The organism is Hydrogenophaga sp. (assembly GCF_030158645.1).
GTDB lineage: Bacteria > Pseudomonadota > Gammaproteobacteria > Burkholderiales > Burkholderiaceae_C > Hydrogenophaga.
Window position 1 is genome coordinate 1 of sequence record NZ_JAOASO010000014.1, and the last position, 19,937, is coordinate 19,937.

Sequence of the window (19,937 nt, forward strand, 5' to 3'; positions counted from 1 at the left end):
TCGAGAAAGATGTCCAGGAGATCGTCTTCGTCGTTGTCTTCCCCGCCGGTGTCGGCTGCAGGCTCGTGATCCTGGGTTGCCAAGGAAGCTTCCGACAGACCCACCAGCGCTTGTGCGCCCACGGCAGCGTCGTTGCCCACCACCGCACCCGCGGCCTCCCTCGCCGCACGTGCCACGCCCGACTGCTCGGCGAGCGTGGCTTGCTCGGCCAACGAATCAAGCTGCTGACTCAAGTCGACCAGGTTCATGCCACCCTGGACTTCATTGACGACCTGCTGCACACCTTCGCTGATGGCGCGGGCTTCGTCCCGTGCGGGAGGATGGCGCAGGTCCACAGCTGCGGTGCGCCCCATGAGTGGGAGCAACTCACCCTTGTCTTCATCAAAGGCAAACAGCTTTCTGGCCAGGTTGGGCTGGTAGTTGAGCATGTCCACCAGCAGGCTCATCGCACTGAGGTTGTTGCCCAGCTGCTGGAAAGTGCCGGCTTCGCGAGCCATGGCCTCATCCACTTCGGTGTCGAGGATCTGCTCGACGGTGGTGCGCATGCGGGTGACGGCATGCACCGCCTGATCCAGCCCCAACACCGAGAGCACACCGCGCATCTGCGCCAGTTGCGACACCGCCACGTGCAGGCCTGCCTTCTCTTGCGGTGTGCGGAAGAACTGATCCAGTGATTTTTCGACCTCGCCCAGGGACACCTTGAGCTCACCCACCACGCTGCCCATGGTCTGACGATCGCTCACCCGCCGGTACAACTGCTCCATCCAGGTGTCCAGCGGTTGTGCGGCCTGGCCTGCCATCACAGCCTCCAGACGGTCGGCCAAGGCCTGCGTTCGCTCGGTCAGTTCGGGCGCACTGGGATCGAAGTCTTCAAACGCGGCTTCGAGATAAAGCGTGGTGGTCGCCACTTCCATGGCGAGCTCGGGGCTGACGCCGCCAGGCTCGCGCACCGCATGGTCGGCCGCCTTCACGAGGGCTTGGGCCAGCACCGTGCTGGCCGGGTGCAGCTTGAGCAGGGAATCGCCAATCAAACCGAATTGATCGGCCACCTGGCGGGCGCGGCTGGCATCCCCTCCGGAATACAACGACCACGCTTCCTTGGCGGCATTGATGCGTTTGCGCGCCTGCGCAAGGACGGCGGGGTCGTAGCGGCCCAACGTCGCCACGTGGTAGTCCACCGCTGCCACCTCGCCCAGGCCAAAAGCCTGTCTGACCGCAGTCAGCTGCGGGGCGAGTTGACTGGGCACCTCGCTCGGCTGGGCGCAAAAAAACAAGAGATCGTGAAGCAGGGTTTCCGAAATCTGCGGCTTGCCTTGCGACAGCGTCACGAACTGCATCAGGATGCGCGAGAAGGCGCGTTTGACGTACACGTCGCTGGGCAGCAGACGCAGCGCCACCGCCTCGAAGAAACCGGCCGCCACGCGCCAGAAGGTGCGCGCGCGGGCATCTGCAGCCCCCGCAGACAGTCCGGTGCTGATCTTCACCAACTGCTGCACCGCCGCCGGACTTTCTGTCTTCACGGCGAGCAGCACCAAGCGATCGAACAGCGAGCGGATGGACGCATTGCACTCCAGCGGCGCGCGCTCGGTGGGCGCAGCCACATTCAGCCCGTGGTGGTCAAACGGCCAAAGATCGGCAGGGTGCACACGCTCGGCGGCAGCCAGTTCCTGAACCTCACGGTATTGGGAGAACAGGGCCACGGGCTGGACTGGCTTGTTGTTCAAGACCGCTTCGAGATACTCCACCAGCGCAAAACTGGCGCGCTCAACCTTCGCTGCGGCAGCTTCGGTGCAGCTTTGCGGCTTCTGGGTGAAACGCTGAACGGCGGCTTCCATGGCACGAAGCACATGCGCAGGAGCACCCAATCCGACCATCTCGAGCGCACCAACCGCCTGGTGCAGCGACTGACGAGCCTGACGCAGCGACGCCGGATCGACCGCTTGCAGGTCGTCCAAGCGCGATTGCTCGGTTTCGCGCACGAACCGCTTGATGGCCTTGTTGGCGACATCCAACGATTTGCGCAATTCATCGAACACCCACGCCAACGGACCGAGGTCGGCGACAGGTGGATCCATCTGCAGACTGTCGTTGGCGGTGTCGAGCATGTTGGTCTTGGAGAAAAAAATCCGACGGGGCGATCAGGCGATCTTGAACCGCGACACCGACTGGCGAAGCTCTTCGGCCATTGCGGAGAGTTCACGCACCTGTTGGGCCGTGGAGCGGGTGCCCTCGCCGGTCTGCTCCGTCACGGCAAAGATGTGCTGGATGTTGCCGGCCACCTCGTTGGCCGAATCGGCTTCGCGGGACGCCGCGTTGGAGATCTGCTCGATCAGCTCGGCCAGTCGGCGAGACACGCGGTCGATTTCGGACAGCGCGGTACCGGCGTTGTCGGACAGCTTGGCCCCTTCGACCACACCCTGCGTGGAGCGCTCCATGGCGGCCACGGCATCCTGCGTGTCGGTCTGAATCGCCTTCACCAGCGCCGAGATCTGGCGCGTGGCATCGGCTGACCGTTCGGCCAGTCGCTGCACCTCTTCCGCCACCACCGAGAAGCCGCGACCCGCCTCACCGGCCGAGGCCGCCTGAATGGCGGCGTTCAGCGCCAGCACGTTGGTCTGTTCGGTAATGTCGGAAATCAGCTCGGTGATCTCGCCAATCTCTTGCGACGACTCACCCAGCCGCTTGATGCGCTTGGAGGTTTCCTGGATCTGGTCGCGGATCGAGTTCATGCCGCCGATGGCGTCCTGCACGGCCTGCAGACCCGACTCCGCGGCTTGCAGCGACGCACGGGCCACCGTGGCGGATTCCTGCGCCTGTCCCGACACCTGGTTGATTCGTTGCGCCATGTCCAGCACCGACTGACCGGTTTCACGGATCTCACGCAGCTGTTCGGTCGAGGCGGCGAGCAGTTCGGTGGACGTGCTTTCCACAGCAGATGTGGTCTGCGCCACGCGCGTGGCCGTGGCCTGCACGTTGCCCACCAGTGATCGAAGCTCTTCCACCGTGTAGTTCACGGAGTCGGCGATCGCGCCGGTGATGTCTTCGGTCACCGTGGCTTCTTGCGTCAGGTCGCCTTCAGCGACCGTCTGCAGCTCATTCATCAACCGCAAAATGGCGGCCTGGTTGGCGTCGTTCACGCGCTTGGCGTCTTGCTCTTGAGACTCTGCCGCCACCCGCTGCGCTTCGGCCGTCAGCTGACGCTGCCGGCTTTCCTGCAGTTGCACATAAGCCAGGCCGCCAGCGCACAAGAGCGCAAACAAGGCCGAGAACAGCAAGGCACCGAATTCACCGCCGCTCAATCCAGACCGCGAAGTGAGTTCCGACTGCAGGGCCTGCAGACCGAGGCGCAAGGGCTCGCTGTCGGCAATGATGCTGGACTGTGCCTCGCGCGCCGACACCAGCCCCTGCAAGTTGCCCAGAATGGCGCCGGCTTCGACACGCGTCTGTTCGTACAGCTTCAACAAGGCACCGAGGCGTTCACGCACCTGTTCGTCGCGGGCCGCGGCCAGTCGCAGCTCTTCGCTGCCGCCCAGCAGACCTTCTGCGATTTCCTTGAACGTGTTCAAGTCCTTGCCCAGCAGGAACACCGCCTCTGGACTCACACCTTCCAGCGTCAAGAACTCGTTCGCGGATTTGCCGATGCGCTGCGTCAACATCACGAGCTGACCCGAAGCCGAAATCTCGGCTGCGGGCGCGTTTTGCTGAAGCTTCAACGACGAGATCGTTTCTGCAATTTCCAGCAAATCGGAAGATTGCCGGTTGATGGTGCGCAGCGCGTTGCCCACCTGGGTCAGGATTTTTTCTTGCGCCAGCACAGCCGCAGCGTTGGATTCAGCGGCATCGATCCGCGGCAGAAGTTCGTCCAGACGGGCTGCGTAGTCGGGACCCAAGGCGTCGATGGCAAGTTCGGTGTCACCTTGCTTGAGACCCCGCACGCTGCGCGACAACACGTCGGAGCTGTCGCGGACCTCAGGAAACGCCGCCGGGCTGCCGATCAAGGCCTGCGACACGCTCTTGGCCAGACGCTGCGACTGCATCAGGGACTGACCGCTGGCGGCCAGTTGCTGGCTGACCTTCTCGGTCTGGCTCAACACGAAAAAGGTGACCGCGCCCAGCACCACCAGGCCAAAGGCCAGCAAGACGGCCAGCGTCCGCTGGTGCTGTTCTGCGGGCCGCCGCCCGAGCAACGGCACCGAGATCAGACCCGACTGCTCGGAACCGTCCTCGTCTGTTGCGAGGAGGAGGTTGCCGGAAAAGTCGTCCGCTTGCGGATCGGGGGCCAGACGGGCGGCCGCGAGCTCGGCGGCCTCCTGGTCGCTCACCGCGTGCAGGTCGCGTTCATCATCGGCTTTTTTCTTGAACAGTCCCTGGAATCGATCAAGCGTGGCCATGTAAACACCTTCCAACAGAAAACAAATGGGAAACGACCTGTCAGGTCAAACTTGCGCGCCGTCAGGCTGCAATCGCGAGGAATTCGGGTTCACCCACCAACACCTGCAAATCCAGCTCCTGCCACTGCAGGCCCTGGTTGTCTGTCAACGAACGGTTGAAGTAAGGAGGTGCGCCGTCGGGGCTTGGACCGAATCCGCCGAACATGGCGGCGCTTCGCAGGCCGAGAAGACGATCGATCCAGATCACGGCATTCACACCCAAGGCCGTGTGCAGGCTGACCAGACGGGATTCAGAGGTGATGCGCTCGCTTTGGGCACGCAGCGCTTGGGACGTCTCGTCCGGCACCGAAGATTTCACGAGCGCTGCCAGATCGATGACACCGTGAAGACCGCCCCGCAAACTGGCCACGCCAAGGTACCAAGGCTTGGTGTACGGCACGCGTTGAACCGCAGACCAAGGAAAAATCTCACCAGACTGGACCAGTGGAAGCAAATAGCGGCTTCCGTTGCATTCGACCGCGAGCCAGGCCGCTGTCACAGCCTCGGTTTTGGCCACGCTCAACCGCTGAGCCAAACGTTCCTGCAACTCCTTCAGTGATTGTCGTTTGGCCATGCTCGGTTGGATTCAATTCAAGGTGGTTCAGGCCAGTGCCCGGATCTTTGACAACAACTCTTCACCATTCACAGGCTTCGTAACGTAGTCACGAGCGCCCTGCCGCATGCCCCAAACCCGGTCCGTCTCCAAACTTTTGCTCGTGCACATCACGATCGGAATGTTGGAGTACTGGGGGTCGCGGGTGATGGCTCGCGTCAACTGAAATCCATTTTGACCGGGCATCACAACGTCCATCAGGATCAAGTCTGGCTTTTCCTCCCCTAGGCGACGAAAGGCCTCGTCCGCATTCTCGGCGGTCCTTACGCTGTAGCCGTTTTTACTCAACAGGTCGGACAGGACCATGAGCTCGGTTTTTGAATCATCGACAACGAGAATTTTCTGAATGGCCATCATGCAGCTCCAGCTAGGTTGGCACCAAACTGCTGCACCGCTTGCAGCAGCTGGTCTTTGGTGAAAGGTTTGGTGAGGTAATCCTGGGAACCCACCATGCGTCCGCGGGCCTTGTCAAAGACACCGTCCTTGGAAGACAGCATCACCACGGGGATGTTGGCGAACTTGGCATTGCGTTTGATGATGGCGCAGGTCTGGTAGCCGTCCAGCCGGGGCATCAAAATGTCGCAGAAGACCAGATCGGGCTGGTAGTCGTTGATCTTGGCCAGGGCATCGAAACCATCGTCGGCCAGCAGGACTTCGTGTCCGCCCTGCTTGAGGAAAATTTCAGCGCTGCGCCGAATGGTGTTGCTGTCGTCGACGACCAGCACTTTCAGGGCGGGGGTTGGGCTCACGGTTCACAGGCTCCAATGAAGGGTCATGATGTGGCACTCGGGCCCAGGAGCCCGCGCCTTTGACTGCGCACCTCAGGTGCGACGGGGTCCGGCGTTCAGCAATCAGATTTGAACCATCTCGAAGTCTTCCTTGCGAGCGCCGCACTCGGGACAGGTCCAGTTCATCGGCACTTGTGCCCAGGGGGTTCCGACCGGGACGCCGTGCTCTGGTGCGCCCAGTGCCTCGTCATAGATCCAGCCACAAATCAGGCACATCCAAGTCTTGGTTTCGGTCATGGTTATAGGGGGCCTTGTCATAGAATGCAAGCATTGTATCGAGCGAGGTACAGCCCTTCGGGAGCCGATTTCGGCCTTCTGTCCATTGCTTTGTTTGAAGTGTCAGGATGATTCTGCGGGCATCTTCCACACGAATCCGATCCCTCTCTCAACCCATGCCCGATACACCCGAAAAAACAACACCAGCGGCGCTCGCACAACCGGGCGAGGCCGCTCTGCCCTGCGTGATGGTGTTCAACGCCAACGACCCCAGCGGTGCGGGTGGCCTGAGCGCAGACATCACCGCGATGTCAAGCGCGTCGGCGCATGTGCTCGCGGTCGTCACCGGGGCCTACGTGCGCGACACATCCGACATCCACGATCACTTTGCCTTCGATGAAGAGGCGGTGGCAGACCAGGCCCGCTGCGCGCTGGAGGACATGCCGGTGCAGGCTTTCAAGGTCGGCTTCGTGGGCAATCCGGAGAACCTCAGCGTGGTGGCCGAGATCACCGCCGACTACTCGGATGTGCCTGTCATTGCCTACATGCCGGACTTGTCGTGGTGGGACGAACTGGCGATCGAGACTTACCTGGACGCGAGTGCCGAACTCCTGCTGCCGCAGACCACCGTGCTGGTGGGCAACCACAGCACGCTGTGCCGCTGGCTGCTGCCCGAGTGGGAGGGCGATCGTCCACCAAGCCCACGCGATGTGGCCCGCGCGGCCGCCGTGCACGGCGTGCCCTACACACTGGTCACGGGTTTCAACGCGGCCGATCAGTACCTGGAGAGCCACCTGGCTTCGCCCGAGGCGGTGCTGGCCACAGCACGCTACGAGCGCTTCGAGGCCACCTTCACCGGTGCGGGCGACACGCTGTCTGCGGCGCTGTGCGCGTTGATCGCGGGCGGCAGCGATCTTCAATCGGCTTGTGCGGAGGCGCTCACCTATCTCGACCAGTGCCTTGATGCGGGCTTTCAACCCGGCATGGGCCACGCTGTGCCCGACCGGCTATTCTGGGCGCACGAAGACGATCAAGACGGCGCGGACGCAGAAGCGGAGACAGCCTCGGACAGCACGCTCGACGCCGACGATTTCCCGCTGGACACCACCCGCCATTGACACGCTCGCGCGCAACGCTGCGCGTCCTTCCTCACCAAACGCCGCCTCGCTCCATGACTTCTGTCGACCGCAACCAGCTACTGTTTGACCGCGCCAAACTCCTGATCCCGGGCGGTGTCAATTCACCGGTCCGCGCATTTCGCGCGGTGGGTGGCACGCCCCGATTCGTGCAACGCGCACAGGGCGCGTACTTCTGGGACGCGAACGGTCAGCGTTACATCGACTACATCGGATCCTGGGGTCCGATGATCCTGGGCCATGGCCACCCCGCCGTGGTGGAGGCGGTCCAGAAGGCGGTGCTCGAAGGCTTCTCTTACGGCGCACCCACCGAGCGAGAGGTGGAGCTGGCCGAAGAGATCATCAAGCTCGTGCCCAGCATCGACATGGTGCGTCTCGTAAGTTCGGGCACCGAAGCTGGCATGAGCGCCATCCGGCTGGCACGAGGTGCCACCGGGCGCAAAAAGATCATCAAGTTCGAGGGCTGTTACCACGGCCACGCGGATGCGCTGCTGGTGAAGGCGGGCTCGGGTCTGGCCACCTTCGGCAACCCCACCAGCGCCGGTGTGCCGCCTGAGGTGGTGCAGCACACCATCGTTCTTGAGTACAACAACGTCGAGCAGCTCGAAGCGGCTTTTGTTGAACATGGTCCCGAAGTGGCTTGTCTGATGATCGAACCGATCGCGGGCAACATGAATTTTGTGCGTGCCAGCGTGCCTTTCATGAAGCGCTGCCGCGAGCTGTGCACCCAACACGGCGCACTGCTGGCTTTTGACGAGGTGATGACGGGTTTCCGTGTGGCCCTGGGCGGCGCACAGAGCGTCTACGCAAAACTCATCCCCGGCTTCGAGCCCGACATGACAGTGATGGGCAAGGTGATTGGCGGCGGCATGCCGCTGGCCGCCTTTGGCGCCAAGCGCGCGGTGATGGAACAGCTCGCCCCGCTGGGCGGCGTCTACCAGGCGGGCACGCTGTCGGGCAACCCGGTGGCCACGGCCTGTGGCCTGGCCACACTGCGCGAGATCCAGAAGCCCGGCTTCTACGAGAACCTCTCGGCCACCACGCGTTCGCTGGTGGACGGCCTGACCGCCGCCGCCCATGCCGAAGGTGTGACGATGTGCGGCGACAGCCAGGGCGGCATGTTCGGCTTCTTCCTGTTCGACGAGCTGCCGCAGAACTACGCCAAGGTCATGACCACCGACGGCCCCACCTTCAACCAACTCTTCCACGGCTTGCTGGACCGCGGCGTGTACATCGCACCGGCCTTGTACGAAGCCGGTTTCGTGAGCGCGGCGCACACGGCGCAGGACATCGCGGACACGGTGGCAGCGGCGCGCGAGGTGTTCAAAGGGCTTCCACGCTGAAGCGTCGCAAAGTCCAACAAAAAAGGCCGCTGTTCACAGCGGCCTTTTTCATGGGGCGAACACGGTCAGTGCCGGAAATGCCGGACGCCGGTGGTGACCATCACCACGCCACGCTCGTCCGCTGCATCGATCACCTCCTGATCGCGCATCGAGCCGCCGGGCTGGATCACGCAGCTCGCGCCCGCGTTGACCACCACGTCGAGGCCGTCGCGGAACGGGAAGAAGGCGTCGCTGGCGACGGCCGTGCCCTGCAGCGAGAGCTGGGCATGGCCCGCCTTGATGCTGGCGATGCGCGCCGAGTCCAGGCGGCTCATCTGGCCCGCGCCCACGCCCATGGTCATGCCGTCCTTGCAGAACACGATGGCGTTGGACTTGACGAACTTGGCCACCGTCCAGGCGAACATGAGGTCGTCGAGTTGCTGTTCGGTGGGTTGCAGCTTCGTCACGACCTTGAGGTCTGCGCGGGTGAGCACGTGGTTGTCGGCCGACTGCATGAGCAGGCCCGAGCCCACGCGTTTGATGTCGGTCAGGTTCAGGCCCTTGTCCCAGGCCGTGGGGCCACCGGGTGGCAAGGCGATTTCGAGCACGCGCACATTGGCCTTGGCCTGGAAAACGGCCAGCGCCTCGGGCGTGTAGCTCGGCGCCATCAGCACTTCAACAAACTGCTTGCTGATGGCCTGCGCACCGGCGCCGTCGAGCACGCGGTTGAGCGCGATGATGCCGCCGAAAGCGCTGGTGGGGTCGGTCTGGAAGGCCTTGCTGTAGGCCTCCAGCGCATCCTTGCCCACGGCCACGCCGCAGGGGTTGGCGTGTTTGACGATCACGCAGGCCGGCACGTCAAAGCTCTTCACACATTCCCACGCCGCATCGGCGTCGGCGATGTTGTTGTAGCTGAGCTCCTTGCCCTGCAACTGCTTCGCTGTCACCAGCGAGCCGGGCGCGGGGTGCAGGTCGCGGTAGAAGGCGGCGGTCTGGTGCGGGTTTTCGCCGTAACGCAGGTCCTGCAGTTTCACGAAGCGACCATTGGCCTGTGCGGGGTACTCGCTGCGTGCAGGCACGGCGGCAGCGGCGTCGAACGTGATGCTGGAAAGGTAGTCGCTGATGGCACCGTCGTAGTTGCTGATGCGGTTGAACGCTGCGACCGACAGGGCGAAGCGCGTGGCATCGCTCAGCTTGCCCGACGCTTTCAATTCGTCGATCACGCCGGCGTATTGCGATGCGTCGGTCAGCACCGCCACGTCTTTCCAGTTTTTAGCGGCACTGCGCACCATGGCCGGGCCGCCGATGTCGATGTTCTCGATCGCGTCATCCAGCGTGCAGCCGGGCTTGGCCACGGTGGCTTCAAACGGGTAGAGGTTGACGATCAGCAGGTCGATGGTGTCGATACCGTGCGTCTCGAGCGCGGCCATGTGCTCGGGCACATCGCGCCGGGCCAGCAGGCCACCGTGCACCTTGGGGTGCAGTGTCTTCACGCGGCCGTCGAGCATCTCGGGAAAGCCGGTGACCTCGGCCACCTCGGTCACGGGCAGGCCCTGGTCGGCCAGCAGTTTGGCGGTGCCGCCGGTGGAGATGAGGGACACGCCGAGGCTGTGCAGGGCCTGGGCGAGTTCGACGATGCCGGTCTTGTCGGAGACGGAGATGAGTGCGCGCATGGACAGGGTCTTGGTGGTTTTTGAAAGGGAGCGAACTCAGTCGATGAGCTTGTGTTCGAGCAGTTTTTTGCGCAACGTGTTGCGGTTCAGGCCCAACCACTGCGCGGCGCGCGACTGGTTGTTTTGCGCCTGCTCCATCACCACTTCGAGCAAGGGTTTTTCCACCGCCTTGACCAGCATGTCGTGCAGGTTGGCCGGGTCGGTGCCGTTGAGGTCGTGGAAGAAATCTTCCATGCTGGCACGCACACACTCGTGCAATTTGTTCTGTTTCATGCGGCCAGTTTCCAGTCGTCTCTCGGGGTTGTTGTTGTGTCGCTGGACCACGCGTCCAGGCTCTCGCGCACGCAGCGCAGCTGCTCGTCCACGGTGGTCGTGGTGTTCACGCGGGCACGGAACACCGCCGCAGCACCGGCAGGCAAGGGCAGCGACTGCGCATACCAGCCGAGGTGCTTGCGCGCGCTGCGCACGCCGGTGAATTCGCCGTACAGGTCGTAGTGGTCGTGCAGGTGGTCGAGCAGCCACACGCGCACCTCGGCCAGGTCGGGCGGCGGCAGGTGTTCGCCCGTGGCCAGGAAGTGCGCGATCTCGCGAAAGATCCACGGCCGGCCTTGGGCGGCGCGGCCGATCATGATCGCGTCGGCCCCCGTGCGGCGCAGCACATCGCGCGCCTGCTCGGGGCTGTTGATGTCGCCGTTGGCGACCACCGGAATGCGCACGCGGCTCTTGATGTGGGCCACGGTGTCGTGTTCGGCCTGGCCCTTGTAGCCCTGTTCGCGGGTGCGTCCGTGCACGGTGAGCATCTGCACGCCGGCGGACTCTGCAGCGAGTGCGAGCGTGGGCGCGTTGCGCACGCTGGCGCACCAGCCGGTGCGCATCTTGAGCGTCACCGGCACGCCGTGCGGTTCACATGCCGTCACGACGGCCTGCACGATCTCGATGGCCAGCGCCTCGTCCTGCATGAGGGCAGAGCCAGCCCATTTGTTGCAGACCTTCTTGGCCGGGCAGCCCATGTTGATGTCGATGATCTGGGCGCCGCGGTCGATGTTGTAGCGCGCGGCGTCCGCCATCATCTGCGCGTCGGTGCCGGCAATCTGCACCGCGATGGGCGCTGCTTCGCCTTCGTGGTTGGCGCGGCGCGAGGTCTTCAAGCTGTCCTGCAGATCGGGACGTGACGTCACCATCTCGCTGACCGCATAGCCCGCACCGAGCCGCTTGCACAGCTTGCGGAACGGCCGGTCCGTCACACCGGCCATGGGCGCGACGAACAGGGCATTGGGCAGGGAGAAGGCCCCGAGTTGCATGGCGGTGGGAGAATGCGAATGGTTGGGTACGGGCTTCGCGGGTCCGGCCAATGCGGGGCACGAAGGACCGCGATTCTACCTGCCTGTTTTTTCAGCAGGCGATATCCGAACCCTTGCTTTCGCCTTTCACACAACACCACGCGCAAAGCCACCCCCATCGCCCCTTGCAACGCCGACCGACGGCGTTTTTTTCTGCTCCCCATGCCCGACTGGTTCAACCACCTGATGCAACTCCTGGCTTTGCCCGAATACGGGCTGAGCACCGTGTTCGTGGTGGCCTTCGTCTCGGCCACGCTGCTGCCCATGGGCTCCGAGCCCGCGGTGTTCGGCCTCATCAAGCTCAACCCGGAACTCTTCTGGCCGGCGATCGTGGTGGCGACCGCCGGCAACACGCTGGGTGGAGCCGTGAGTTGGGCCATGGGGCTGGGCACCCACAAGGCGGTGGACAAAGCCCGAGGCGGTGCCACCGAGCTGCGGGCGCTGGCGTGGCTGGAGCGCTTCGGGCCCAAGGCCTGCCTGCTGAGCTGGCTGCCGGTGGTGGGCGATCCGCTGTGCGCGGTGGCGGGCTGGATGAAATTCCCTTTTTGGCCCTGCATCGCCTACATGGCCATCGGCAAGTTCGCGCGTTACCTCACCATGACAGCGGCGCTGCTCTGGTTTTTCCCCGGATCCATCGCACCATGAGCTCAACGCCAGCCGGCTTGCCACGCGCCCTGTGGGCCTTGATGGTGGGCAACTTCGTGATCGGCACCGGGGTGATGGTCGTGCCGGGCACCTTGACCGACATCAGCACCTCGCTGGGCGTGTCGATCCCGCAAGCCGGTCAGCTCATCACCGCGGCGGCCATCCTCATGGGCCTGGGCGCGCCGGCCTTTGCCAGCCTGGTGGCCGGTTGGGACCGGCGCCGCCTGCTCACGATCTCGCTGCTCTGGTATGGCCTGCTCACCGCCGCTTGCGCGCTGGCACCGAGCTACGCCAGCCTGCTGCCGCTGCGGGTGCTGGCCGTCATTTCGCCGGCGGTGTTCACGCCGCAGGCCGCGGCCTGTGTGGGCTTGCTGGTGCGGCCCGACCAGCGCGGGCGCGCCATCACCTTCGTGTTCCTTGGCTGGTCGGTGGCCTCGGTCATGGGCATGCCCTTGTCGGCCTGGATCGGCGGCACGCTCGGCTGGCGCTGGGCGTTTGGGCTGGTGGCGCTGATGTCGTTCGCCAGCGCGGCCTGGGTCTGGCGCGAAATGCCCAACGGCATCAAACCCGCCGCCTTGTCGCGTCAGGCATGACAGGCCACCGTGGGCTCGGCGCCACTGATGCTGGCTGTGGGCGTGACACTGCTCTCGGCCTTCGGTCAGTTCACGCTGTTCTCGTATTTCGCGCCCTACTTTCTGCAGACCCTGGGGCTGGGCGGCGGTGCGCTCTCGCTCATGTTTTTGTGGTTCGGCGCCTTCGGTCTCGCAGGCAACGTGGGCATGTCGCGCTGGATCGACCGCATCGGCTCAGCACGTGCCGTGTTCATCGCGCTGGGGCTGATCGTGCTGAGCCTGCTGCTGTGGCCACTGGGCCAGGGCGGCGTGTGGCAACAGGCGCTGGTGCTGGTGCCGTGGGCGTTGGGTTGTTTTGCGGTGAACTCGGCGCAGCAAGCGCGGCTGGTGCACATCTCACCGGCACTGGCACCCGCCACGGTGGCGCTCAACACCTCGGCCATGTACGCCGGTCAGGCCATGGGCGCGGCCTTGGGCGGGCTGATGATTGCGCAGGGCCGCATGCTCAGCCTCAACCGGGTGGGCCTGGTGGTGCTGGTGTTCGCCATGGCCCTGAGCGCGTGGGCCGCGCGGGCTCAGAAGCGTTCGTAGGGCAACAGGTAGCGCCACTCGCCCACCGGCAGCCCGGCCAGCGAAATGCGGCCCAGGCGCAGTCGGCGCAGTGCGGTGAGCTGCAAACCCGCGCGCTCGCACAGGTGCGCCACCTGGCCCGGCCGGTTGCCCTTGATGGCCAGGCGCAGGCGCAGTTCGCTCTGCCAGCTCGCGCGCGCCGAGGGCACGGCCCAGCCGTCAAAAAACAGCGCCTTGCCCAGAGACTTCAGCACCGCATCGCGCCGGGCTTCGTCTTCCAGTTCGGGATCGGCCGCCACCTCGGCCAGCCATTCGTGCTCCAGCTGTCCCGCGTCGTCGGTCATCTTGCGCGCCACGCCCGGGTTTTGCGTGAACACCATCAGGCCACTGGCTTTGGTGCCCAGCGGCGACACCAGCAACAATTTGTGCAGGTGCGCCTTGAGCGGGCGCACGCCCGAGCGGTCGCCCTTGAAACGGTTGGAGTCCGTGAACCACTTGGCCGCCAGCGCGTCGGGCAGCAGCGGCTCGTCGGGCAACACCCGGTTGGCCGGCTTGTGCCAGATCAGCGTCATCGACGCCAGCGGCTCCAGCTTCGCCTTGGGGTCGAGCAGCAACGTCTGGTGATCGTGCACGCGCTCCATCGGCTCTTCCACCACCACGCCGTCCACCCGCACCCAGCCGCCGGCGATGTAGTTTTCGGCGTCGCTGCGCGAGCACGCCAGTTGCGCCGCCAGGCGCTTGGCCAGGCGCTGCGGTTCGGGCTGGCCAGTCTGGGTCATGGTGGTGTTCAGCTGCTGAACAGGAAGTTCATCACGTCGCCGTCCTTGACGACGTACTCCTTGCCTTCGGCGCGCATCTTGCCCGCGTCTTTGGCGCCCTGCTCGCCCTTGAAGTTGATGAAGTCGTCAAACGCGATGGTCTGGGCGCGGATGTAGCCCTTTTCGAAGTCGGTGTGGATCACGCCGGCGGCCTGCGGGCCGGTGTCGCCCACGTGGATGGTCCAGGCGCGCACCTCTTTCACGCCAGCGGTGAAGTAAGTCTGCAGGCCCAGCAGCTGGTAGGCCGCGCGGATCAGCCGGTTCAGGCCGGGTTCGTCCTGGCCGAGTTCCTTGAGGAATTCGAGCCGGTCGGCGTCGTCCATCTCGGAGAGTTCGGCCTCGATCTTGGCGCAGATGGCGACCACAGGCGCGTTCTGCTTTTTCGCAAACTCACGCAGGCGGTCGAGGAAGGGGTTGTTCTCGAAACCGTCTTCCGACACGTTGGCCACGAACATCGCGGGCTTGGCGGTGATCAGGAAGAACTGCTTGAGCTGGGCCTGCTCGTCCTTGCTGAAGTCGATGGTGCGCACCGGCTGGGTGTCGTTCAGCGCGGTCTGGCATTTCTCCAGGATGGCGAGCTGCTTGATGGATTCCTTGTCGCCCGAGCGCGCGGTCTTGCTCACGCGGTGAATGGCTTTTTCCACCGCCGCCAGGTCGGCCAGACACAGCTCGGTCTGGATGACCTCGATGTCGGCGATCGGGTCGACCTTGTTGGCCACGTGGATCACGTTGTCGTCTTCAAAGCAGCGCACCACGTTGACGATGGCGTCGGTCTCGCGGATGTGGGCCAGAAACTTGTTGCCCAGGCCTTCACCGGTGCTGGCACCGGCCACCAGACCGGCGATGTCCACAAACTCCACGATGGCCGGCACCACCCGCTCGGGCTCGACGATGGCCGCCAGCTGCGCCAGGCGCGGGTCGGGCACTTCCACCACGCCGGTGTTGGGCTCGATGGTGCAGAAGGGGTAGTTCTCAGCCGCGATGCCGGCTTTGGTCAGCGCGTTGAAAAGGGTGGACTTGCCCACGTTGGGCAGGCCCACGATGCCGCATTGGAGGCTCATGGAAAACTTTCGGATCGGTCGGGGAACCCGCGATTTTACGGGGCAACAAGGAAAGTCAGACGATACGGCGCCGGGCCGCCCCAAGCCGGATCAGCCCCCTCGGGGGGCAGCGACCCGCGCAGCGGTGGAGCGTGGGGGCCTATTCGAACTTCAGGTTGGCGCTGACCTTCTGACCCACCCGCAACACCTGCCCGTCGCCCTCGATCACGATGGTGTTCATGCCGAAAGTGACAGCGCCTTGCAGACGCTTGTCTTGCCGGTAGGTCTGCAGGGTGTCGCCCACCGCCGGGCTGGACGTGGCCGTGGTCGGGTCGATGTCGGGGATGGGGCAGCGGCCGCAAGGCTTCACGGGTTCGATCACCGCCTCGCCGTCGCCGGTGGTGATGGTCATGGCGCCCACGCGGTCCTCGTCGTGCGGTTCCACGCCACCGAGCACGATGTTGGGCCGGAAACGGCGCATGTCCACGGCTTGGTGGCCGGCGGACACGAGGCGCGCGTTGAGGTCGGCCAGCGAGGCGTTGCTGGTCACCAGCAGGCCAAAGCCGTCGGCGAACTGGGTGGTGGCCTCGCGTCCACCGGTCCAGGCGGGATCGCAGGGCCGTTTCACCTCCGGGTCAAACCGCGCCAGCCGCAACTTTTTCAGATGCACCGGTGCGTCCGGCCCGAGAAAGTCGCTGAACCACTGGGCCGCCACATCGCCCATGTCGTACGCGTCCACCGCATCGTCCCACACCCGCACCTGAAGCGGGCCTTCGGCCACGTCCAGTCCCAGGTGCAAGGACAACATGCCCGGCGCGCGCAGCATCAACTGGCCCATCTTGAACGCAGGCTGGATCAGCGCCATGCGGGGCAGCTCGCGCTGGCTGACGAATTCACCCTCGGCATCCACCACCATCCAGGCACGGTCGTAGAGCAGCCCGGTGTCGGTCAACTCGGATTCGCGGAGCTGGATGCCGGCGCAGGACTTGACCGGGTAGACCCAGAGTTCTTCGATGGTGGCCTGCAGGTCGGCGGCGGACGTGGCGACTGGGTTCATGGCGGAGCAGCAAGGTCGAGGAATGGAAAGCCGGGGCGGGCCGCAGGGGTTTGGCCCGCGCAAGGGCCGGATTGTGCCCTGCTCCTAGAATCCTCCCATGAATGCAACACCCCCGCGAACCGGCACCACCCGGCGTTTTGATGTCGCCGTGCAGGGCGCGGGTGTGGTGGGCCAGACCCTGGCCTTGCTGCTGGCCCGTGACCGCTTGCGCGTGGCCCTGGTGAGCCCCCCGCGCCAGACCGACACCCCCGACGTGCGCGCCTACGCACTGAACAGCGCCTCGCGCGAGTTGCTGCGCTCGGTGCGGGCCTGGCCCGAAACCGACGAGAGCGGCCCGCAAGGCAGCGCCATCACCCCGGTGAACGCCATGCGGGTCTGGGGCGACGACGGCGGCGAGCTCAACTTCTCGGCCAGCGACCAGGGCAGCGAAGCGCTCACCTGGATCGTGGATGTGCCCGCACTGGAGCAGCGCCTGAGCGATGCCGTGGGTTTCCAGGGCAGCATCGAGCGCCTGACCGAGACCCCTGCGGCCGCCCTCACCGTGGTCTGCGAAGGCAAACGCAGCCAGACCCGCGACCAACTCGGGCTGGCATTCGACGTGCGCCCCTACGACCACAAGGCGGTGGCGGCCCGCCTGCGCTGCGAGCTGCCCCACGGCGGCGTGGCGCGCCAGTGGTTTGCCCACGGCGAGGTGATGGCCTTGCTGCCGCTGGGTGGCGCACAGGGGAACTCGGTGGCGCTGGTGTGGTCTGTTCCCGCAGCACAGGCCGATGCCTGGCTGCAATCCGACCCTTCCACCCTGGCCCAGGCGGTGCAGGCGCGCAGCGCCAGCACCCTGGGCAAGCTGCACATGGAAAGCCCCGCCCAGGCCTGGCCCCTCGAACTGTCGCGCGCCCAACGTTGGATCACCCGCACCGCCGCTGGCGGCGTGGCGCTGGCCGGCGATGCCGCGCACGCCATGCACCCGCTCGCGGGCCAGGGCCTCAACGTGGGTCTGGCCGACGTGGCTGAACTCGCCCGCGTGTTGCATGCACGCGAGTACTGGCGCGACCTTGGCGATTTGAAGCTCCTGCGCCGCTACGAGCGGGCGCGCGCTGCCGAAGTGAATGCCATGGGCTGGGTCACCGACGGATTGTTCGGTTTGTTCGCCCACGAAGACAGCCGTTTGCAAGCGTTGCGCAACTGGGGCCTGAACAGCTTCAACCGCAGCGGCCCTCTCAAGCGCTGGCTGGCGCGCCAGGCCATGGGCCAGCTGGTCTGATTTCCCCCACCTCCCCGATCGCCACCGAGCGCCCACAAGATGAAACATTTCAAGTCCCTGTTGCTGCTGGCGCTGACCGCCTTGTCCCTGGGCGCGCTGGCGCAGGAAGCCGCCATCCGCAAGAACCTGGCCGAACGCCTGCCCAAGCTGCCGGCCATCGACGAGGTCAGCAAGACGCCGATGCCCGGCATCTTCGAGGTGCGCATCAACGGCAGCGACATCTTCTACACCGATGCCGAGGGCAACTACCTGATCCAGGGCACGCTGATCGACACACGGGGGCGCGTCAACCTGACCGAACAACGCCTGGACAAGCTCACCGCGCTGGCCTTCAAAGACCTGCCGATGAAAGACGCCTTCACCCTCGTGCGGGGCAACGGCAAGCGCAAGATGGCCGTGTTTGAAGACCCGAACTGCGGCTATTGCAAACGCCTGCACCAGGAATTCGCCAAGCTCGACAACGTGACGGTGCACGTCTTCCTCATCCCCGTGCTCGGCCCGGACTCCGCTGAGAAAGCGCGCAGCATCTGGTGTGCCAAAGACAAGGCCAAAACCTACAGCGACTGGATGGTGAACAACCAGCCGCCCGCTGCCGCCACCTGTGACACCGCGGCGATCGAGCGCAACAGCCGCCTGGCCAGCAAACACGGCATCAAGGGCACGCCCACCATGATCTTCGTCAACGACACCCGGGTGCCGGGCTACATCACGGCGGACCGCATCGAAACGATGCTCAACTGATGCCCCTCAGCATGCCCTTGTCTGTTGCAGCCGGTGAGCACCGTGAGCAAGCCCTCATTCGCCACCTCGGGCATGCCGGCCTGATCCCGCTGGTCGGGCTGGCCCTGCTGGTCTGGCTGGTCACGCCCGACCTGCAGCCCTGGGTGGCCCTGGCGCTGGCCGCTTACGCCGCGCTCATCGCCTCGTTCCTGGGCGGTATCCACTGGGGTATTGGCTGGAGCCAGATGGCCCGCGGGCCGGATGGCAAGGTGCATTTCATCTGGGGCGTCTTGCCCTCCCTGCTGGCCTGGCCCGGTCTGGTGATGCCGCCTTACGCAGGCCTGGCCTGGCTGGGTCTGGTGCTGATCATTTGCTACCTGGTCGACCGCAAGCTGTACCCGCCGGCTGGGCTGGCGGTCTGGCTCAAGTTGCGCTTCCGGCTCTCCGCGATCGCATCGTTGAGTTGCTTCATCGGCGCAGGAGCCCTCTGATGCCCAAACGTCCCACCCCCTCTGTCGGCGTGCGCTTCACCGTCTCGGTGCTGGACGCCAACGCGCACCTCTTTGCCGTCACGCTGCTGATCGAACAACCCGCGAAAAACCAGCGGGTGAGCCTGCCGGTGTGGATCCCGGGCAGCTATCTGGTGCGCGAGTTTTCGCAGCACTTGCAGAACCTGCAAGCGTGGCAAGACGGTCAACCGGTGACGATGCAACAGCTCGACAAGCACCAGTGGCAGGCCAACACGGTGGCGGGCAAGCCGCTGGAACTGCAGTACGCGGTGTACGCATTCGATGCGTCGGTGCGCACCGCCTTTCTCGACAGCACGCGCGGCTTCTTCAACGCCACCAGCCTGTGCCTGCGGGTGGCGGGCCAGGAAGACACGCCCCATGCCCTGGAGATCGTGCCCGGTGTGGCCACCGAGGGCTGGAACCTGGTCACCGGTTTGCCCTCCCACAGCGTGGACGCTGCGGGCTTCGGACATTACCGTGCGGCCGACTACGACGAACTCGCCGACTGCCCGGTGGAGATGGGCCGCTTCTGGAACGGCCATTTCACAGCCGGTGGCGTTGAGCACCGCTTCGTCATCAGCGGCGCAGGTGCCTGGCTCGATGGCGAACGCCTGATCGACGACACGCGCCGCATCTGCGAAGCGCAGATCGCGTTCTGGCACGGCGACGGCGCCCCGCCCTTTTCCAACTACGTCTTCATGCTGCACGCCAGCGGCGACGGCTACGGCGGGCTGGAGCACCGCAATTCCACGGCCCTCATTTGCCAGCGCGCCGACCTGCCCCGGCTGCGTCCGTCCACCAGCGACAAACCCGCCGCGCTCAAGGCCACCGATGGCTACACCACGCTGCTCGGCCTGATCAGCCACGAATACTTCCACACCTGGAACGTCAAGCGCCTGCGCCCCACCGAATTCAAGCGTTACGACTACACCGCTGAGAACTACACCGAGCTGTTGTGGTTCTTTGAAGGCTTCACCAGCTACTACGACGACCTGATGCTGCGCCGCGCCGGCCTCATCGACGACACGGCCTACCTGCAACTGGTGGCCAAGACCATCAACCAGGTGCAGCAGACCCCGGGGCGCCATGTGCAGAGCGTGGCACAGGCCAGTTTTGACGCGTGGGTGAAGTACTACCGCATGCACGAGAACACGCCGAACGCCACGGTGAGTTACTACACCAAGGGCTCGCTCGTGGCCCTGTGCCTGGACCTCACCCTGCGCGCCG

Annotated in this window: 20 protein-coding genes and 1 pseudogene; 9 read left to right on the forward strand and 12 right to left on the reverse strand. The window is 65.0% G+C overall.

Translation table 11 applies throughout. The features are described 5' to 3' along the window. The 6 genes and pseudogenes from Q1W68_RS01075 to Q1W68_RS01100 all read right to left on the reverse strand — a co-directional run. Positions 1–2,105, reverse strand: a pseudogene (locus Q1W68_RS01075) (hybrid sensor histidine kinase/response regulator); the annotation flags it as partial. 33 nt (positions 2,106–2,138) lie between these two features. After that, a complete protein-coding gene (locus Q1W68_RS01080; protein ID WP_300649278.1) occupies positions 2,139–4,391 on the reverse strand; it encodes a methyl-accepting chemotaxis protein in 2,253 nt (750 codons plus the stop codon). A gap of 61 nt (positions 4,392–4,452) precedes the next feature. Further along, complete coding sequence (locus tag Q1W68_RS01085; protein WP_300649279.1) at positions 4,453–5,004, reverse strand: chemotaxis protein CheW; 552 nt, start codon at positions 5,002–5,004, stop codon at positions 4,453–4,455. A 27-nt stretch (positions 5,005–5,031) separates the two neighbouring features. Beyond that, the gene (locus Q1W68_RS01090) at positions 5,032–5,397 is read right to left on the reverse strand and encodes a response regulator (RefSeq protein ID WP_300649281.1); all 366 of its coding nucleotides are present in this window, start codon (positions 5,395–5,397) and stop codon (positions 5,032–5,034) included. Further along, positions 5,397–5,792 (reverse strand): response regulator, encoded by a 396-nt coding sequence (locus tag Q1W68_RS01095; RefSeq protein ID WP_300649283.1) that lies wholly within the window; start codon positions 5,790–5,792, stop codon positions 5,397–5,399. The genes Q1W68_RS01090 and Q1W68_RS01095 overlap by 1 nt, the downstream gene beginning before the upstream one ends. 102 nt (positions 5,793–5,894) lie before the next feature. Continuing rightward, positions 5,895–6,068 (reverse strand): rubredoxin, encoded by a 174-nt coding sequence (locus Q1W68_RS01100; RefSeq protein ID WP_300649285.1) that lies wholly within the window; start codon positions 6,066–6,068, stop codon positions 5,895–5,897. A gap of 155 nt (positions 6,069–6,223) precedes the next feature. Between Q1W68_RS01100 and Q1W68_RS01105 the strand changes: the two genes are divergently transcribed. Both Q1W68_RS01105 and hemL read left to right on the forward strand, forming a co-directional pair. After that, entirely contained in the window at positions 6,224–7,165 is a 942-nt protein-coding gene (locus Q1W68_RS01105; protein WP_300715451.1) for a bifunctional hydroxymethylpyrimidine kinase/phosphomethylpyrimidine kinase, read from the forward strand. A 53-nt stretch (positions 7,166–7,218) separates the two neighbouring features. Beyond that, positions 7,219–8,526 carry a glutamate-1-semialdehyde 2,1-aminomutase gene (hemL, locus tag Q1W68_RS01110; RefSeq protein WP_300715452.1) on the forward strand — a complete coding sequence of 436 codons (1,308 nt, stop codon included), beginning with the start codon at positions 7,219–7,221 and terminating at the stop codon, positions 8,524–8,526. A 65-nt stretch (positions 8,527–8,591) separates the two neighbouring features. Here the strand turns inward: hemL and purH are convergent, their stop codons facing one another. The 3 genes from purH to dusB are packed head-to-tail and all read right to left on the reverse strand — an operon-like array spanning position 8,592 to position 11,479. Next, a complete protein-coding gene (purH, locus tag Q1W68_RS01115; RefSeq protein WP_300715457.1) occupies positions 8,592–10,184 on the reverse strand; it encodes a bifunctional phosphoribosylaminoimidazolecarboxamide formyltransferase/IMP cyclohydrolase in 1,593 nt (530 codons plus the stop codon). Positions 10,185–10,214: 30 nt separating this feature from the next. Next, positions 10,215–10,451 carry a helix-turn-helix domain-containing protein gene (locus Q1W68_RS01120; protein ID WP_300715453.1) on the reverse strand — a complete coding sequence of 79 codons (237 nt, stop codon included), beginning with the start codon at positions 10,449–10,451 and terminating at the stop codon, positions 10,215–10,217. After that, on the reverse strand, positions 10,448–11,479 hold the full coding sequence (dusB, locus tag Q1W68_RS01125; protein ID WP_300649293.1) for a tRNA dihydrouridine synthase DusB: 1,032 nt from the start codon (positions 11,477–11,479) through the stop codon (positions 10,448–10,450). The genes Q1W68_RS01120 and dusB overlap by 4 nt, the downstream gene beginning before the upstream one ends. A 201-nt stretch (positions 11,480–11,680) precedes the next feature. Here dusB and Q1W68_RS01130 point away from each other — a divergent pair, with 201 nt between their 5' ends. From Q1W68_RS01130 to Q1W68_RS18385, 3 genes are read left to right on the forward strand one after another with little or no spacing between them, the layout of a single operon-like run. Next, a complete protein-coding gene (locus Q1W68_RS01130) occupies positions 11,681–12,163 on the forward strand; it encodes a YqaA family protein (RefSeq protein WP_300649295.1) in 483 nt (160 codons plus the stop codon). After that, a complete protein-coding gene (locus Q1W68_RS18380; protein WP_366146684.1) occupies positions 12,160–12,756 on the forward strand; it encodes an MFS transporter in 597 nt (198 codons plus the stop codon). The genes Q1W68_RS01130 and Q1W68_RS18380 overlap by 4 nt, the downstream gene beginning before the upstream one ends. Before the next feature lie 9 nt (positions 12,757–12,765). Continuing rightward, complete coding sequence (locus Q1W68_RS18385; RefSeq protein ID WP_366146685.1) at positions 12,766–13,326, forward strand: hypothetical protein; 561 nt, start codon at positions 12,766–12,768, stop codon at positions 13,324–13,326. Here Q1W68_RS18385 and Q1W68_RS01140 read toward each other — a convergent pair. The 3 genes from Q1W68_RS01140 to Q1W68_RS01150 all read right to left on the reverse strand — a co-directional run bounded on the left by Q1W68_RS01140 (position 13,311) and on the right by Q1W68_RS01150 (position 16,220). Continuing rightward, positions 13,311–14,084 (reverse strand): RNA pseudouridine synthase, encoded by a 774-nt coding sequence (locus tag Q1W68_RS01140; protein WP_300715454.1) that lies wholly within the window; start codon positions 14,082–14,084, stop codon positions 13,311–13,313. The genes Q1W68_RS18385 and Q1W68_RS01140 overlap by 16 nt on opposite strands. An 8-nt stretch (positions 14,085–14,092) precedes the next feature. Then, the gene (ychF, locus tag Q1W68_RS01145; protein ID WP_300715455.1) at positions 14,093–15,184 is read right to left on the reverse strand and encodes a redox-regulated ATPase YchF; all 1,092 of its coding nucleotides are present in this window, start codon (positions 15,182–15,184) and stop codon (positions 14,093–14,095) included. Positions 15,185–15,323: 139 nt separating this feature from the next. Further along, a complete protein-coding gene (locus Q1W68_RS01150) occupies positions 15,324–16,220 on the reverse strand; it encodes an MOSC N-terminal beta barrel domain-containing protein (protein WP_300654600.1) in 897 nt (298 codons plus the stop codon). 97 nt (positions 16,221–16,317) lie between these two features. Here Q1W68_RS01150 and Q1W68_RS01155 point away from each other — a divergent pair, with 97 nt between their 5' ends. The 4 genes from Q1W68_RS01155 to Q1W68_RS01170 all read left to right on the forward strand — a co-directional run. Beyond that, on the forward strand, positions 16,318–17,481 hold the full coding sequence (locus Q1W68_RS01155) for an FAD-dependent monooxygenase (protein ID WP_300654597.1): 1,164 nt from the start codon (positions 16,318–16,320) through the stop codon (positions 17,479–17,481). Between the two features lie 39 nt (positions 17,482–17,520). After that, positions 17,521–18,222, forward strand: a complete 702-nt coding sequence (locus tag Q1W68_RS01160; RefSeq protein ID WP_300654594.1) for a DsbC family protein — start codon at positions 17,521–17,523, stop codon at positions 18,220–18,222. Further along, positions 18,222–18,692: a DUF3429 domain-containing protein gene (locus Q1W68_RS01165; RefSeq protein WP_300660671.1), complete on the forward strand. Its 471-nt coding sequence runs from the start codon at positions 18,222–18,224 to the stop codon at positions 18,690–18,692. Before Q1W68_RS01160 ends, Q1W68_RS01165 begins: the two co-directional genes overlap by 1 nt. After that, positions 18,692–19,937, forward strand: a 1,246-nt coding sequence (locus Q1W68_RS01170; RefSeq protein ID WP_300715456.1) for a peptidase M61, incomplete at its 3' end; no start/stop codon positions are given. The genes Q1W68_RS01165 and Q1W68_RS01170, both read left to right, overlap by 1 nt.

What these genes read in the sequence shown, in the direction of transcription:
- Q1W68_RS01100 (WP_300649285.1), bottom strand. Translation starts at nt 6,068, where the DNA reads ATGACCGAAACCAAGACTTGGATGTGCCTGATTTGTGGCTGGATCTAT.
- Q1W68_RS01130 (WP_300649295.1), top strand. Translation starts at nt 11,681, where the DNA reads ATGCCCGACTGGTTCAACCACCTGATGCAACTCCTGGCTTTGCCCGAA.
- ychF (WP_300715455.1), bottom strand. Translation starts at nt 15,184, where the DNA reads ATGAGCCTCCAATGCGGCATCGTGGGCCTGCCCAACGTGGGCAAGTCC.
- Q1W68_RS01120 (WP_300715453.1), bottom strand. Translation starts at nt 10,451, where the DNA reads ATGAAACAGAACAAATTGCACGAGTGTGTGCGTGCCAGCATGGAAGAT.
- Q1W68_RS01085 (WP_300649279.1), bottom strand. Translation starts at nt 5,004, where the DNA reads ATGGCCAAACGACAATCACTGAAGGAGTTGCAGGAACGTTTGGCTCAG.
- Q1W68_RS01155 (WP_300654597.1), top strand. Translation starts at nt 16,318, where the DNA reads ATGAATGCAACACCCCCGCGAACCGGCACCACCCGGCGTTTTGATGTC.
- Q1W68_RS01160 (WP_300654594.1), top strand. Translation starts at nt 17,521, where the DNA reads ATGAAACATTTCAAGTCCCTGTTGCTGCTGGCGCTGACCGCCTTGTCC.
- Q1W68_RS18380 (WP_366146684.1), top strand. Translation starts at nt 12,160, where the DNA reads ATGAGCTCAACGCCAGCCGGCTTGCCACGCGCCCTGTGGGCCTTGATG.
- Q1W68_RS01090 (WP_300649281.1), bottom strand. Translation starts at nt 5,397, where the DNA reads ATGGCCATTCAGAAAATTCTCGTTGTCGATGATTCAAAAACCGAGCTC.
- dusB (WP_300649293.1), bottom strand. Translation starts at nt 11,479, where the DNA reads ATGCAACTCGGGGCCTTCTCCCTGCCCAATGCCCTGTTCGTCGCGCCC.
- Q1W68_RS01080 (WP_300649278.1), bottom strand. Translation starts at nt 4,391, where the DNA reads ATGGCCACGCTTGATCGATTCCAGGGACTGTTCAAGAAAAAAGCCGAT.
- Q1W68_RS01150 (WP_300654600.1), bottom strand. Translation starts at nt 16,220, where the DNA reads ATGAACCCAGTCGCCACGTCCGCCGCCGACCTGCAGGCCACCATCGAA.
- hemL (WP_300715452.1), top strand. Translation starts at nt 7,219, where the DNA reads ATGACTTCTGTCGACCGCAACCAGCTACTGTTTGACCGCGCCAAACTC.
- Q1W68_RS01165 (WP_300660671.1), top strand. Translation starts at nt 18,222, where the DNA reads ATGCCCCTCAGCATGCCCTTGTCTGTTGCAGCCGGTGAGCACCGTGAG.
- Q1W68_RS01105 (WP_300715451.1), top strand. Translation starts at nt 6,224, where the DNA reads ATGCCCGATACACCCGAAAAAACAACACCAGCGGCGCTCGCACAACCG.
- Q1W68_RS01140 (WP_300715454.1), bottom strand. Translation starts at nt 14,084, where the DNA reads ATGACCCAGACTGGCCAGCCCGAACCGCAGCGCCTGGCCAAGCGCCTG.